The organism is Flavobacterium phragmitis, assembly GCF_900112575.1.
Lineage (GTDB): Bacteria > Bacteroidota > Bacteroidia > Flavobacteriales > Flavobacteriaceae > Flavobacterium > Flavobacterium phragmitis.
In genome coordinates this window covers 60,504-76,441 of the sequence record NZ_FOMH01000014.1, presented here as the reverse complement: position 1 = coordinate 76,441, position 15,938 = coordinate 60,504, and the positions used below count along the sequence as shown (strand labels likewise).

The 15,938-nt window shown below is 32.4% G+C and carries 14 protein-coding genes; all 14 read right to left on the bottom strand.

Annotated features, from left to right (window positions below):
- Window positions 1–86: 86 nt before the first annotated feature.
- The gene (fabG, locus tag BM289_RS21985; RefSeq protein ID WP_091497713.1) at window positions 87–833 is read right to left on the bottom strand and encodes a 3-oxoacyl-[acyl-carrier-protein] reductase; all 747 of its coding nucleotides are present in this window, start codon (window positions 831–833) and stop codon (window positions 87–89) included.
- Between the two features lie 168 nt (window positions 834–1,001).
- Window positions 1,002–1,274: a hypothetical protein gene (locus tag BM289_RS21980; RefSeq protein WP_091497711.1), complete on the bottom strand. Its 273-nt coding sequence runs from the start codon at window positions 1,272–1,274 to the stop codon at window positions 1,002–1,004.
- Between the two features lie 119 nt (window positions 1,275–1,393).
- A complete protein-coding gene (locus BM289_RS21975; protein WP_091497709.1) occupies window positions 1,394–2,752 on the bottom strand; it encodes a DUF4302 domain-containing protein in 1,359 nt (452 codons plus the stop codon).
- A 28-nt stretch (window positions 2,753–2,780) separates the two neighbouring features.
- The gene (locus BM289_RS21970; RefSeq protein ID WP_091497706.1) at window positions 2,781–3,638 is read right to left on the bottom strand and encodes a zinc-binding metallopeptidase; all 858 of its coding nucleotides are present in this window, start codon (window positions 3,636–3,638) and stop codon (window positions 2,781–2,783) included.
- A 19-nt stretch (window positions 3,639–3,657) separates the two neighbouring features.
- Complete coding sequence (locus tag BM289_RS21965) at window positions 3,658–5,145, bottom strand: RagB/SusD family nutrient uptake outer membrane protein (RefSeq protein ID WP_208610274.1); 1,488 nt, start codon at window positions 5,143–5,145, stop codon at window positions 3,658–3,660.
- A 14-nt stretch (window positions 5,146–5,159) separates the two neighbouring features.
- Entirely contained in the window at window positions 5,160–8,873 is a 3,714-nt protein-coding gene (locus BM289_RS21960) for a SusC/RagA family TonB-linked outer membrane protein (protein WP_091497701.1), read from the bottom strand.
- A 217-nt stretch (window positions 8,874–9,090) separates the two neighbouring features.
- A complete protein-coding gene (locus BM289_RS21955) occupies window positions 9,091–10,206 on the bottom strand; it encodes a FecR family protein (RefSeq protein WP_091497698.1) in 1,116 nt (371 codons plus the stop codon).
- Window positions 10,207–10,296: 90 nt separating this feature from the next.
- Window positions 10,297–10,902, bottom strand: a complete 606-nt coding sequence (locus BM289_RS21950) for an RNA polymerase sigma factor (RefSeq protein ID WP_091497695.1) — start codon at window positions 10,900–10,902, stop codon at window positions 10,297–10,299.
- A gap of 558 nt (window positions 10,903–11,460) precedes the next feature.
- A complete protein-coding gene (locus BM289_RS21945) occupies window positions 11,461–11,889 on the bottom strand; it encodes a hypothetical protein (protein ID WP_091497693.1) in 429 nt (142 codons plus the stop codon).
- A 141-nt stretch (window positions 11,890–12,030) separates the two neighbouring features.
- Entirely contained in the window at window positions 12,031–12,903 is an 873-nt protein-coding gene (gene sucD, locus BM289_RS21940) for a succinate--CoA ligase subunit alpha (RefSeq protein WP_091497690.1), read from the bottom strand.
- An 86-nt stretch (window positions 12,904–12,989) separates the two neighbouring features.
- The gene (locus tag BM289_RS21935; protein ID WP_091497687.1) at window positions 12,990–13,352 is read right to left on the bottom strand and encodes a nuclear transport factor 2 family protein; all 363 of its coding nucleotides are present in this window, start codon (window positions 13,350–13,352) and stop codon (window positions 12,990–12,992) included.
- A 1-nt stretch (window position 13,353) separates the two neighbouring features.
- On the bottom strand, window positions 13,354–14,283 hold the full coding sequence (locus tag BM289_RS21930; RefSeq protein WP_091497685.1) for a UDP-3-O-(3-hydroxymyristoyl)glucosamine N-acyltransferase: 930 nt from the start codon (window positions 14,281–14,283) through the stop codon (window positions 13,354–13,356).
- A gap of 121 nt (window positions 14,284–14,404) precedes the next feature.
- A complete protein-coding gene (gene efp, locus BM289_RS21925) occupies window positions 14,405–14,971 on the bottom strand; it encodes an elongation factor P (RefSeq protein ID WP_008464042.1) in 567 nt (188 codons plus the stop codon).
- Window positions 14,972–15,109: 138 nt separating this feature from the next.
- A complete protein-coding gene (gene lpxA, locus BM289_RS21920) occupies window positions 15,110–15,895 on the bottom strand; it encodes an acyl-ACP--UDP-N-acetylglucosamine O-acyltransferase (RefSeq protein WP_091497682.1) in 786 nt (261 codons plus the stop codon).
- Window positions 15,896–15,938: the final 43 nt, after the last annotated feature.

Here is a 15,938-nt window from a genome sequence, read left to right as displayed (position 1 = left end):
ATATTATTTGGGTTTATAGTTTATAGTTTTTGGTTTATAGTTTTGGTTGCAGAACAATAAACAACAAACCATAAACAATCAACTCCTTAGGTAAGCATTCCTCCGCAAACATTAAGAACTTGACCTGTTACATAAGCGCTCATGTCAGAAGCTAAGAAAAGACATGCATTTGCAACATCTTCTGGAGTTCCTCCACGTTTCAATGGAATACCTTCTCTCCATCCTTTCACTACATCTTCAGATAATTTTGCAGTCATTTCGGTTTCAATAAAACCTGGAGCGATTGCGTTGCAACGAATGTTACGAGAACCTAACTCTAATGCGACAGATTTTGTAAATCCAATTGCACCAGCTTTAGAAGCGGCATAGTTTGTTTGACCAGCATTTCCAGAAACTCCCACTACAGAGCTAATGTTAATGATTGATCCTGCTCTTTGTTTCAAGAATGTTTTTTGAATCGCTTTTGTCATATTAAAAACCGATTTCAAGTTTACATCTATTACTTGATCGAAATCTGCTTCAGACATACGCATTAATAAATTGTCTTTTGTAATTCCGGCATTGTTGATCAAGATATCTACAGTTCCAAAATCTGCTAAAACAGCATCTACAAAAGTTTGCGCTTCGTTAAAATCTGCTGCGTTTGACTGATATCCTTTTGCTTTAACTCCTAAAGCATTTAATTCTGCTTCCAGCGCTTCTGCAGATGCTGCAGACGAACTGTATGTAAAAGCCACGTTAGCTCCATGTTTAGCAAATACTTCAGCGATTCCTTTTCCGATTCCACGGCTTGCACCAGTAATAATTGCAACTTTTCCTTCTAGTAATTTCATATTAAGGTATTCGTTTTTATTTTTTGAAATACAAATATAGAGTATTTGGGCGTTTAATAAAATTTGTCGTATAAAAAATGGTTTAATAATTTTATTCGTTTATAAAACAAAAAAACAGCTCAATAAATGAGCTGTCTTCTCCAAAATAAAAAAATAAAACTAAAATTCTTATAGATGATTTTGTTTTGTAATGACAAAAAATACGACAAGAACTACAGCCATAATCATCATTCTGTTTATTGAATTATATAGGTCTTTTGTTCCCTCAATCTTATCTTTCTTTCTTTTTTTAATCAGATCCCAAATCATAAACGGAATTATAACTCCGATTGATAAATAAAGATACCCTCTAACATAATCTCTAAAAAATTCAGAAATTAAAATATAAACAATACCCCATAAAAAAAATACGATATTAACCACAGTGATATACTTTTTCATAATAATCTAAATATTTAAAAATTATAAGACCTACTTTTTCTTGTGATTACATTCTTTTGAAAAAAAGCAGTCCAGTAAATCAAGACTGCTTTTAACCAAAATTAAAAGAAAACTAAAATTTATAATTGGTAAGCAGTCATCCTGAAGCTACTGGATGCACTCGCTAGAGTATAAATAGGATTAGAGTATGTTATTCTAAAACTCTCTTTTTTAATGTATAAACCTTTTGAATTCGTTAATTCATTATCAATCTCTCTTAATAATGCTACATCTGCTGCAGTTGTTCCTGTTGCCCAACCAAGATTTGTTAAAATAATAGTTTTGTTTACCGGGTCTTCTGATGATGTCACAATATGATTTACAGCAGTCTTGCCAACAAATTGATAATTAATGTATGTCTGGTTAGCAGCAGTATTGAAATACATTTGTATTCTAGAAAGAGATTGACCAGCCGATAAATTTGCATTAAGTCTATTCACTAAATATCTAAAATAATCTGAAGTAGTTGGGGCTGTAGTTAAATTAGCCGCAATATATCCCACTACTATCTGAGGATTTCCTTTTCCACTTAAGAAAAGTTTATAATCATCTGTAACTGCTGGAGGTGCATTGGTAAATTTAAGTGTTGCGCTAACTCCATTTGTTCCCTTAGCAACAAAATTATTAGTTGCACTGTCGTAAATAAAATCTGTAAGCTCCTGACCTTTCACGGTAACTGGAAGCTTTGAAACAATTCCTGTAGGAGTAAACGCAAACGCTAAATCATACGCTTCCTGGCTACCTGGCTCCAAAGAGTATGCAGTTCCAAAACGAGCTTTAGTATTGTAGTCAAACTCAAATTGATGTGTTGCAGTACCATCATTTGTTTCCATTAACCTAAACAAAGGACTAAACATATCTCCATTTAGACTAGTAATCATTGGCTTATTTTTTGCTAAATCTGTCCAATCCTGCGCAGTGGCTTTTACAAAACGCAGAAAATGCCCGTTCCTATTAGTTCTAAAAATAATTTCTCCGTTTTTTTCTCCATAATAGTAAAACTGGAAATCACCTAAATATCCTTTTGCCAAAAGCGCTGCCGTTGGTGAATTTCCTGCATCAGACAAAAGGTGTATTCTGTTTTGTGTAGTAAAAACCAAACTTACTGTACTTCCCATCTGCATTTCGTACTGGCTTCTGTAAATACCTGTATCTGTATCTGTACCAATTGTAAAATCTGAAGCCATATCTACTTGTCCTTGAGGTAGAAATTTAAATAGATGAGTCCATCCTCCTAATTGTGTACTATCTGTATAGTAAACTGCTTTCCATCCATCCGCAGATGAAAGCAGTAGATCATTCAACTCTTTTTTACGGCCACTTAATCTATCAGTTGCGTTTTCATCGAATTTCGCATCTACTTCTGTACTTGTACATGATCCTAAAAGCAAAGCCCCAAATGAAATCATTAAGTACTTGTATATTTTTTTAACTTTCATAATATCTATTTTTAGAAAATTATTGTTCTTAATTATTTATTACAAAATCGGTATTTTTTTGCGCTTCGTCTCTCAAAGCATAAAAATCAATGTTAAAAGCATCTCTGTAATATTTAACTACAAGTGCTTCTTTGGCTTTTATGTTTGCTTTTGCTGTAGCATCTGTAACACTAGCTAAAATGGCATCGTATTCTGCCTTTGAACTCGTTAAAATCGTAGCAGCTGTTTCAGCAAAATCTTCGTATATACTTAATCTCGCATAGCTAGTAATAAAGCCTAAGTTTCTTGATGTAGCAATTGCAGCAGTATACCAGCTTGTAGTATATCCTGTAGGAGTCAATTTTGCCCAAGCTTGTTCATCAAAAGGTTTAGTCTGATTTAAAATATGAACGTACTCATGCTGAATAGTATGGATAAACTGTGTCACGTTTGCTCTGTTTTTCTTATTAAGATTATCTACCTGAAAAAGAGTAACTTTTTGACCCGCCTCAGCAAGACCTAATGTTACTGTTCCATTAGTATTTAAATTAATTCCTCCAACAAGCACAAATTCCCTTGGGGCAATTTTCTTAACAAAATCAGCTCCTCCAATAGTGCTATAACTATCAATCCAAATTTTCTTAACTACTTCCATTGCTGGCTGTACTTTATCTCCTTTTGGTGGATATAAGTATCTATTATTATCTACCAAATTTTGATTCCATATATAATAAACATTAATATTATATGGGTCTAAGAAATTTACGCCAATCCATTTATCTAGTTCTGTTTTATTTGGTACTGAAAAATCTAACCAGCTTTCCTTCGGTTGCTCTTCATGGGCGCAAGAAGCAAGAAGCAATATTCCTGACATCAATGCAGCTTTATATATTTTTGCTATTTTCATAATACTTTCTAATTAAAATTTATCTAGGATTCTTTTCAATACCATTGCTTGAAGCTCTAAGTGGTATTTGCAATGCTCTACGTTTATCATCTTTTGTCAAAATATTATTTCGAACTACTTTACCAAACTCAAGAGTATTGTGCTCAACTACAAGATTAAAACGTTTAATATCAAACCATCTAAGACCTTCTCTCATAAAATCTCTTCTTCTAGCTTCTGCAATAGCTTTAATATAGGAAGCCTGAACTGGACTTAAATCATAAAAAGGAGTAAATTCATTAGCAATTACTGGGTATTTAGCAACTACTCTGGCTTCATCTAAAATATCAGTTGCAGCATTATATCCGGAAGTTCTGGTTCCTAAAAAATATCCTAATTCTGTATTTACTTCTGATAATCTGTTTTTCATTACCAATGCTTCAATGCGATTTAAATACATTTCATCATTACTAAACAAAACTGTTGCAGTATATGCTTCTCCTATACCAGCTGTAACATTAGTATATTTAAAATACTCATAAAGCTTAGGAATAAAAACATTTGAACCTCCATAATAGTAACCATTTGCACTTATTAAATTTGGCTTACCCCACATGTTTGTCTGAGTACCCAACAATTCATCTGATTTAAGTGATGGAAAAGCAAACCTGTACGATGCCGCTCTATTTGCAGTTGAATTAGGATAGTTAATCAATAAATTGGTGTCTTGTTCTGCTTTAGAATATTCGATTGGCATTTGAGCGAAAGCTGCGGCATTAAAAGCGGCATAATTTCTTAGTCGGGTTGGTTTAGAACCTAAACCTTCAGAATATTCCAATACTTTGTCCCAATCTCCTTTTATTAAGTAAAAACGACAAGCAAAAGCTTTAGCGGCATTTATATTAAAATGATATTTTGGTTCTTTATAATTGTTTGTAATATATTTTAATCCTTCAAGAAGATCTTTCTCAACCAAGTCAAAAACTTCTTTAACTGATTTACGTTTGTATTGCGCCAATAATGCAGTTTCTGGTTCTGTAATATAAGGAACTCCTAAATCTGTTGCTGCAGTTGCTGGATTATATCTATTACCCCAGAAAGAAACCAACATAAAGTGATTATAAGCTCTAGTTATTAATGCTTCTCCTTTTAAAGGGTTCAAATCTGTCGAGCTACCAAGTTTCTCAATAGAAACCAAAGCTTGATTTGCTGCCGCAATAGCTTCATAAGATCCAACCCAAAATCCATTCTCAGTATCTTTATCTATCTGAGTTTGCATTTCCCAGTTAAAACTTTGCTCATTACTTATATTCGCATTTGTTTTTACTTCTGTGTCAAAAATATTGTCAGACATAGTTTCAGCAATTTCAAAATAAGTAGTCTTAGGGTATGCTGTAACTAATAATTCTGCTATTTTTTCTGGGGTGTCAATTTGTGTTCTGTTATCTGGTACTTCTGAAAGGAAATCATCACAACTGCTAAGCCCAATAAGTACTAATAATGACAGTGTTATTTTTATATTTTTCATAATCAATTTTATTATTAAAATGAAAGGTTTATTGCAAAAGTATATTGTGAAGTAATCGGGAATGCTACCCCTCCAGTATTACGAAACTCAGGATCTTGTCCATGCAAATTTTTATCTGAATAGATTAACCAAGGATTAACCGCTGAAGCTTTCAAGTTAAAAGTACTTACACCTAACTTTCTCTTAAAATCACTTGGAAATTCCCAACCAAGAGAAATGTTTTTCAATCTTACAAAATCACCACTGGCAATTCTAACATCAGAAAAATTATAAGTATTATAAGCAATTTGTAAATTGTTATTCCCATAATTTCTATTCATCAACTGATCAGCAATAACTGGAACATTTGTATAATTTTCATCACCTGGATTTATCCATCTATTAGAAAATTCTTTTGTAAAAACAGTTTGATCTGTATATCTATTACTATAAACTGGATTTAATCTCACCTTATTACCTCCTGATCCTACTACGAATACATATAATGACCAGCTTTTGTAAGTAAAAGTATTTGCTAAACCAATTGATTTATTAGGCTCAACAGATCCTTCATATTTCAAATATTTCATTACATCATTTGTGTCCTGAAAATCAGCATCTGTAATATTACTTTCAGCACCATCTTGTAATTTAAATGTTGGTAAACCTTCATTGTTTAATCCTGTAAACTGATAAGAATACAATGAGTTTCTTGGATGTCCTACAGTATTACCACCATTTCCAGCTATTAAATCAAATGCTGATGGCCTGTTAGCTAACTTCGTGATTTTTTGATCATAAATTGAGAAATTCAATGTAGTAGACCATTTAAAATCAGATGAAACAATATTTTGTGTAGTAAAACCAACTTCAACACCTTTAGTTTCCATATCAGCATTGTTACCCATTTTCACATCTTGTCCTCCAACTCCGGATGTAATTACATAGTCAATCAAATCAAAGGCTTTACGTCTGTAAACATCTGTTGTAAACTGTATTCTGTTGTTAAACATTCCTAAGTCTACTCCAATATTTGTTTCAAATTGTTTTTCCCAAGTCAAATCCTGATTTTGCAAATCTTGAATACGTATTGCATTTTCTCTATCTGTCGATGCAAAACGATCTGTAATATAACTTTTGTAAATTGCTAATGAATTTGTAGCCGGTCCAGCAGTTGCTGTTAAACCATAAGAAGCTCTAAGTGCTAAATTATTAACCGATTCTACATTTTTCATGAAATTTTCTTCTTTGATATTCCATTTACCACTCACTGTGTAAGTTGGTAACCATCTAGAAGACCCTGTATCTCCTTGTCTGTTAGAGCCATCATAACGCCCAGTAACCGATGCAGTATAACGTCTATCATAAGTATACCCTACTTTCCCAAAGAAACCAACAGTACGTTCTCTCTCTGCTCCAAAATCATAATATGTATTTCCTTCATTAACTAGTTTTTCAATTAATCTAGGATCAATAAAAGCACTAAGTCCTTTTTCATATTGCAAACCTGCAGCTGTAAAATTGTCATTACTTCTATCTACAGATCGAAACTCAGTACCAAAGAAACCTTCTAGTTCATGTTTATCATTAAGTATATTTCTATATGTAATACTGTTTCTAACATTGTACGAAGTCATATCGTTGGTGTATTTTCTCAAAAAACCACCGTTCTGTAAAACTGAAACTTTAGGTGCTGTTAAATCATTTGGATTTTGATATAAAAACACATTGTCTTTTTGAATCTGGGTGTTTGGATTATCACCTACTCCAGCATTATAAGCTCCTACAACATTTGAACCTTCATAGATTTTATGTTCTCTGGATGTAGTAGCATAACGAGCAGAACCTGTAAAATTGTAAGTCAAATTCTTATTTATTTTATAATCCAAGTCTGCCTGAAAACGGATGTCTTTTACTTTTATTCCAAGAGTATTATTTTTTAATTCGTTAAGAATATTCATTGGAGCCCAGTTATTTTGATAATATTCTAAATTTCCATTATCATCATAAGGTCTTAATGTTCTGCTCGTACTTAACACATAATTAAAAGGATTAATATCAAAATCTCTTGTAACCTTTCCAAATACAACATCATTTTTACTTTCATAAGTCCCTGGAGCTTCCTGATCACGGGCAGATGCAAGAGTAGATAAAGTAATATTCAATCTGTCATTGATGTAAAATGTTCCTTTTAAGTTCGATGATAATTGTTTTACATTATCAGCCACAGTCCAACCTGGATCAGTATAATATCCTATAGAGCCATAAAAAGTATTATTCTTTCCTCCTCCTGAAAAACTTAATGAATGATTTTGAGTAATTGAGGGTCTGAATAAAACTTTAAACCAATCTGTATTCGCTAATTCATATTTTTGTAAAAATTGATTAATGTAAGGCTGTTCATTTTTCACACCATACATTCCATTTGAGCTTTCATAAAGATTTATTTGCTTTGCCAGAATACCATAAACACCACTAAATCTAGATGTTAAAGATGAGCTTTGACTAAGATATCCCTTTTCTCTCATTTCTTGAAAAACACTCATAGATTCTTGTGAATTCAATACATCGTATTGTGTATAGCTTGGCACAGCTCTTACAGTATTTTCAACAGTATAATTAATTTTTAAAGGTGCATCTCTACGTCCTTGTTTTGTTGTTACAACTACAACTCCATTCAAAGATCTTGAACCATAGATAGAAGTAGCAGATGCGTCTTTAAGAATTTCGATACTTTGAATATCATTAGCATTTAACCCTGCAACAGCAGAACTTAATAATGTTGCAGAGTTACCAGAAGCTAAATCTGCAAATGTTACGTTTATAATATCTTCCTGAACCACACCATCAATAACCCATAATGGTTTTGTATCTCCAAAAATAGAAGAAGATCCACGAACTGTAATTTTAGGAGTAGAACCAAAAGAACCTGTAACGTTTTGTACAGTAACTCCGGCTGCTTTACCTTCAATCATTCTGCTTACATCAACTACACCATCAACTTTTAATTCAGATCCTGAAATTTTACTGATTGCTCCAGTAAATGTTCTTTTTGAAGTTTTTTCGTATCCTGTAGTAATTACAACCTCTTTAAGGTTTTGTCCCGCTTCTGTTAAAACAATTGTTGGTGTGGTATTTTCAATACCAATTTCTTTAGATTCCATACCAACATATGAGATAACTAAACGATTAACGTTAGCTGGCATTTCGATAACGAAATTTCCATCAAAATCGGTTAAAACAGCCGTTTTTGTTCCTTTTGCCATAACTGTAGCACCTGGAAGTGGACTTCCTGTTTGATCTGTTACTTTTCCTTTAATAATTGGGCCAAAAGTCAAAAGCTCAAACAATGAATCGTGATTGTTGATATTTGAAAAAGAACCACCTGTACTCTTTTGAAGCACAATCTGATTGCTTACTTCTGAAAAAGTAATATTAAAAGGCACTAATATTCTGCTTAGAATACTAGACAAAGTTTCTTGGTTTGCTTCTATACTAACTTTCTGCGAAAGCTGAGGCAGTCTAGAATTGTAAGAAAATTTTACACGAGCAGATTTTTCGATTTTAGATAAAGCATTGTCTAAAGTTAGATTTTCGACTGTAATTGTAACTTTAGTATCTAGTTTTTTCTGCCCATTTACATTATTTGCGAAAGTTACACTTGAAAATACAAGTGCTAACACAAATTGAAACAGCGTTATTTTCATGATTTGGTGAAGTAATCGTTGCTTGACAACAGGTTTTTTCATAATTTTGGTTTGTTTTGATTAATACTATTCGAGTGTATTTTAAGAAACATCATAAATTACTCTTTACAGAGAGTGATTTACTAAATTTTAAGTGTCGAAAATGTTACAGCATATTCGGCACTTTTTTCATGCATTTATTTTTTTACATAGGCAGTTATATCATTTTTTAGCTTTAGACAATCCGTTTATTTTGGTATTTTATCAGTGATTAAACTTACTAGTTACAGCCAGAAGTTGTAATCACAATTTGGTTTCCATTCATTTCGTAATTAGTATCATTTCCAATACTTTTACAAATAATTTTTAGCTTTTCTGCCAACGGCTGATCACTTAATGAAGTAGTTAAACGGCAGTCTTTTAACTTATCATGTGGGAAATCAACATCTACTAAATAGGCCTGTTCTATTGTTTCAAGTATTTGGGCAACTGGAATATCAGTAAATTCGAAACTTAATTGCTCAATATTAGTGACACTGTTAACTAAGACAGGATCTGCCGTAATGTTTGTAATTTTATTAAAGACAAAATCTTTACGCGCAAATCGAACAGCCTGATTAGGAAGTAAAACAATTTCTTCATTTTCAACGGAACGAACCATATCATTAGGTTTCACCCTAACTTTACCAGTTCTCACCAAAACTTCTACATTTTGCTGATCTGGATAGGCTTTTATTCTGAAACTTGTCCCCACAACACGTGTTACAATTTCATTCGCATAAACAAAAAATGGTTTTTTAGGATTTTTACTAATTTCAAAGAAACCTTCACCAGACAAATAGACCTTTCTTTCGTTTCCAGTAAAAATTTTCGGGTAGCTTAATTTGCTATTGGGCTGTAACAAAACTGAACTGCCATCTGATAGTGTAATGGTCTGAGATTTTTCACTATTGTTGGTTTGTTCTACCAAACCTTCGTTATTCTCTTCTACCAATTCATTGTAGGTTACTACATTGTCATTTGGTAAGATATCATTTTTAAAAAACCAAGCAGAAAATAAGCCAATTAAAACAGCTGCGGCTACACCGGTTATCCAGTATCTTACTGTTTGAAGTTTTCTAATTTTTAAAGTTTCTTGAGAAAGTGCTTCTCTTTGTTCAATTTTTTGCCAAGTCTGTTGCAACGCTTCATGAACTTGACTCGAAGATAATTTTGAATCGGGTACTCGCATGGCTAAAAGTAAAAGCCTTGCATCTTCAACAAGTTTGGCTCTTTGAAGATTTTCTAAAGTCCATTCTTCCCAGCCTTGTTCATCAATTTTAGATAAAATCCATAATTGAAAAGATTCATCAGCTAAGAAGTCTTCTATTTCGGTATAATTATTACGTTTTTGCATCTTATTATTAAGGTTACAAAAACATAGAGGACAGTTTTTATATTATATACTCACTTATTTAAGATTTTTTTTTGATTTTTTCTTAAAAAACTACAAAACCCCTGAATATATAAGGATTAACAACGGAATGCTTCCTTTCCATTCTTTACGAAGACTTAACAAACCACGATGCAACAAGTTGTTTGCAGATTGATAATTCACATCTAAAAGTTCGGCAATCTGTTCTACACTTAAACCTTGATGATAACGAAGATATAGCGCTTCTTTCTGGCGTCCAGGCAAATCATTCAATAACTTATTCAAATACAAAACACGTTCAGCTGTCACTTCATCTTCGACTAATGCATTTTCTATAGAAAAATCAAATAAAAACTCCAAAACGTCTGTACTGGTTGTCTTCTTAAAAACATAATCTCTTTCATGTAAACGGGCAATTCTCTTTCTAACACTAGAAAGCAAATAAGCTTTAACTATTACATTATCTTGCAATGAACTGCGATAAATCCAGATATCTGCAAAGACATCCTGAATACAATCCTGAACTTTTTCGGCAAATGGACAAAGTGAATTTCCATAATTGATTAAATCTCTATAATACTTTTCAAAAAGTAAAGAGAATGATCTTTCGTCACCGTTTTTCAAATTACTCCAAAGAATAAAATCGTCTAACACCTTGTTTTTTAAAATGTGGCTCATAATGCAGAAACTTTGAGGCGTAAAAATCAAATCATTTAAAAAAGTAAACTTTCTTGAAACAACACGAATTAATTACATTTATTAAAATTGGCTTTTCATTTGATTATTTTAAAAAATCTCTTCTTCTTTTCAGTACCTTATTCTTAACAAAAAATAAACAAGATTTTTACTCAAACAGAAGATTTAATTCATACAAAATGAATCAAATTTTAACATTATTTTTTGTTTTTGTGTGATAAATATAGAAAAGCTAATGTTAAAAAACCAATTATTACAAAAAAAATGGCGCTTTTTCTAAATTCGTCAGTATTCGCGGTCTTTTTTTTACTTAATCTTAAATTTACCATATGTTAAATTTTAATTAACTAAATAGAATTACATACTTCATCATTAAAATAACCAATATGGCATTTTAATCAATTCCTACAAATTTGATATACTAAATAAAATTTCAAGTTATAGGATTTTAACATAAGAAATAAAATCTAATATTTTCTCAAATAAAAAAGCCCTACTATGATTAGTAAGGCTTCTTGGCATTTCATCAAGTTTCTCTTTTTAAAAAGCTACATTCCAGCTAGGTAATTTCGCATTTTCATCTAAAAAATTTTGTAAAACCTGTCCTTCAACTGCAGTTGGAATGGCTTTTACATCTCCAGTAAAAGTTTCGTACCAAACTACTTCAAGGGCAACAATGTTTTCTAATTTCATTTGAGCTGGCCAAGAATATTTTCTTCCTGTTTTAGCAAATTGATGTCCGTTTACGATTTTATCGTATAATCCGCCATTTTTGCTTTTTAAAGTTCCGTCATTCTGAACAGTTCCTGTAGACCCAACCATAATTAGTTCTTTCTCTGCTCCTTCGACAGCATAAACAACAAAAACTCCAGCGCTTCCTTCTGGTGCATTGCAAACTTCTTCTAAACTATCTTCAACTGTAAAAGTAAAACTGCTGCTTACTTTAAATTTTTCTAATTCTTTATACATATTTCTTTATTAAGCCTCTAAGATACTGAGGTTCTAAGATGCTAAGTTTTTTCTGTTTTCTGCCTCAGCTTTTAAAATGGAAAAAGTCTCAAGAAAATATTGAGACTTTTTGGAATTTGTTATTTTAAATATTGGATTTTATTAACCAAGTACTTCTTTTACTTTTTTACCAATTTCAGCTGGTGAATCAACAACGTGAATTCCGTTGTCTCTCATAATTTGTTTTTTAGCAGCAGCTGTATCATCAGAACCACCAACAATAGCACCTGCGTGCCCCATTGTTCTACCAGCAGGAGCAGTTTCTCCAGCGATAAATCCAATAACTGGTTTACGGTTACCGTCAGCTTTTACCCATCTAGCAGCATCTGCTTCTAATTGACCTCCAATTTCGCCAATCATAATGATTGCTTCAGTTTCTGGATCGTTCATCAATAATTCAACAGCCTCTTTAGTTGTAGTTCCAATGATTGGATCTCCACCAATACCAATAGCTGTAGTGATTCCTAAACCTTGTTTTACAACTTGGTCAGCTGCTTCGTAAGTTAAAGTTCCAGATTTAGAAACAATACCAACATTTCCTTTTTTGAAAACGAAACCTGGCATAATTCCAACTTTAGCCTCACCTGGAGTAATAACACCTGGGCAGTTTGGACCAATTAATCTAGAATTTCTTTCCTTAACATAATTATTTGCTTTAATCATATCTGCTACAGGAATCCCTTCTGTAATAGCAATAATTACTTTAATTCCAGCATCAGCAGCTTCCATAATTGCATCAGCAGCAAAAGCTGGCGGAACAAAAATGATAGAAGTATCTGCTCCAGCTTGATCAACAGCATCTTTTACTGTATTAAAAACCGGACGGTCTAAGTGGCTTGTTCCACCTTTTCCTGGAGTAACACCCCCAACAACATTAGTACCGTACTCAATCATTTGAGAAGCGTGGAAAGTTCCTTCGCTTCCTGTAAATCCCTGAACAATTATTTTGGAATCTTTATTAACTAAAACACTCATGATATATATTTTATGTAGTTTTTAAATTTGTGTTGCAAAAATAAGGTTTTGTAATGTATTTTGCCTCTTTTATTGTCAAAAAAATATTAAGAAAATTGACTCATTTGGTAACCTCTATAAAGTTTATCATCTTTTATCTGCCAAATCGTTGAAAAATGCGCTAAAAGCATCTCCTCCCTTGGATTCTCAATTGTTTTCACAAAATGAGAGTAACGCACTGATACTAAATCATCTTCGCTAATAATATGACTGATTCTAACCTTAGAACGCACATAAGCACGACTAAGTTCATTGGCCATTTCCATTATCGAGTCATAATCCATCTGAATAAAACCTTTGCTGCTGTTCCATTCAAGCGTAACGTCAGGATGCAGATATGTTTTTAAAATTTCACTATCAATTAAGGCATCTGACTTATAAAATTTCTGAACAAATTCTTTAATAGACATATTACTTCAATTTATTTAAAATTTCAGGAATCTTCTTAATATTGGCTAATTGTTTCAATTTTTCTCTAGATTCTTCAATTGGGGTTCCGAAATACGATTTTCCTCCTTCAACCGATTTAGTTACACCGGTCTGCCCCATAACAACTGCTTTTGCTCCAATTGTTATACCGCTTGTGGTACCTACTTGTCCCCATAAAGTTACTTCATCTTCAATAATCACGCAGCCTGCAATACCAGTTTGCGAAGCAATCAGACATTTTTTTCCAATTACGGTATCATGACCAACATGTACTTGATTATCTAATTTAGAACCTGCACCAATAGTTGTATCACCAGTAACCCCTTTATCTATCGTACATAAAGCACCAATGCCAACATTATCTTCAATAACAACTCTTCCGCCAGAAACTAATTGATCAAATCCTTCTGGGCGTTTTTTATAATAAAAAGCATCTGCTCCTAAAATAGTTCCAGCATGTATAATTACATTGTCTCCGATTACAGTATGGTCGTAAATTGACACATTAGAATGTATTAAGCAGTTCTTGCCGATTTTAACATTATTTCCAACAAAAGTATTTGGCTGAATTACAGTACCTTCTCCTATCTCTGCAGAATCAGCGATTGCAACATTAGCAAACTGGAAAGGTCTAAAATGTTTTGTAAGAATATTGAAATCTCTAAAGGGATCATCAGAAATTAAAAGGGCCTTACCTTCTGGACATTCTACTTCTTTGTTTATTAAAACAATAGTCGCTGCCGATTGCAAAGCTTTATCGTAATATTTTGGGTGGTCAACAAAAACAATATCACCAGGCTCCACAACATGTATTTCGTTCATGCCTAAAACTTGAAAGTCTTTGTTTCCAATAAATTTGCAGTTAAGCAAATTAGCAATTTCTTGTAAAGAATGACTCTTTGGAAATTTCATATAGTATAATTAGAAAATTTGTCAATTAGAAAATGAGTCAATTAGAATGTGAATATACAAAATTATGTCGATTCACAGATTATCTAATTGACTCATTGTCAAATTTATCTCAATTAAAAGACTACTCTTTTACACGCTCCATGTAAGAACCTGTAGCAGTATCAATTTTAATTTTATCTCCCTCATTAATAAACAAAGGAACGTTGATGTTTGCTCCTGTTTCTACTGTAGCATTTTTTGTAGCATTTGTAGCAGTATTACCTTTTACACCAGGCTCAGCATAAGTAACTTCTAAAATAACAGATGCAGGCATATCTACTGATAATGGTAAATCTGTTTCTGTATTGATTTGAACCATTACGTTTGTACCTTCTTTTAATAATTCTGGAGCATCCAAAATGTTTTTATTTAAAGAAATTTGCTCAAACGTTTCAGCATTCATGAAGTGAAATTCGTCGCCTTCTGGATATAAAAACTGGAATGTGTGCGTTTCAACACGAATAACGTCAATTTTGTGACCTGCAGAAAATGTATTATCTAATACTTTTCCTGAAGTTAAACTTTTAAGTTTTGTTCTTACGAAAGCTGGACCTTTTCCAGGTTTTACGTGAAGAAATTCAATAATTTTATAGATATCGTGATTAAATTTAATACACAATCCGTTTCTAATATCTGATGTAGATGCCATTTGTTTTTTTATTTTAGATTTTAGAATGTAGATTTCAGATTCTTCCTATAGAATCAATCTTCATTTTTTATTTAATATTTATTTCATTTTTTTTCAAAGTTCAGAAATCTAAAATCAGAAATCTAAACTCTAAAATAATTAATAGTTGCCTGAGTAACCTTTCATAATTCCTCTAGATGAATTTCTAATAAAATCTAGAATTTCATCTCTTTCAGGAGTTGCTTCCATTTCAGCTTCAATAATACTTAAAGCCTGAGTTGTATTATAGTTCTTTTGGTATAAAATTCTATAGATTTCCTGAATTTCTCTAATCTTTTCAGTTGTAAAACCTCTTCTTCTTAAACCAACAGAGTTGATTCCAACATAAGACAACGGTTCTTTTGCCGCTTTTGTAAAAGGAGGAACATCTTTTCTTACCAAAGACCCACCAGAAATCATTGCGTGATCTCCAATATGAATAAATTGATGAATAGCCGCTAGACCACCAATAACCGCATGATTACCCACAACTACGTGACCAGCTAAAGCAACACCATTAACGATAATTGCATTATTTCCAATTTCACAGTCGTGCGCAATGTGAGCATAGGCCATTACTAAACAATTGTTTCCAATTACAGTCTGTCCAGAAGCAATTGTTCCTCTATTAATAGTAACACATTCTCTGATAGTGCAATTATCACCGATAATTGCTAAAGAATCTTCACCTCCAAATTTTAAATCTTGTGGCACAGCTGAAATTACCGCTCCCGGAAAAATGTTACAATTTTTTCCTATTCGAGCGCCTTCCATAATCGTCACGTTTGAACCAATCCAAGTACCATCACCAATAACAACATTATTGTGAATTGTTGTAAATGGTTCGATTACAACATTTTTAGCGATTTTAGCGCCAGGATGAACATATGCTAATGGTTGATTCATCTGTATGTTTTATATTTTTAATTAAAATATTCTAATTTGAGGC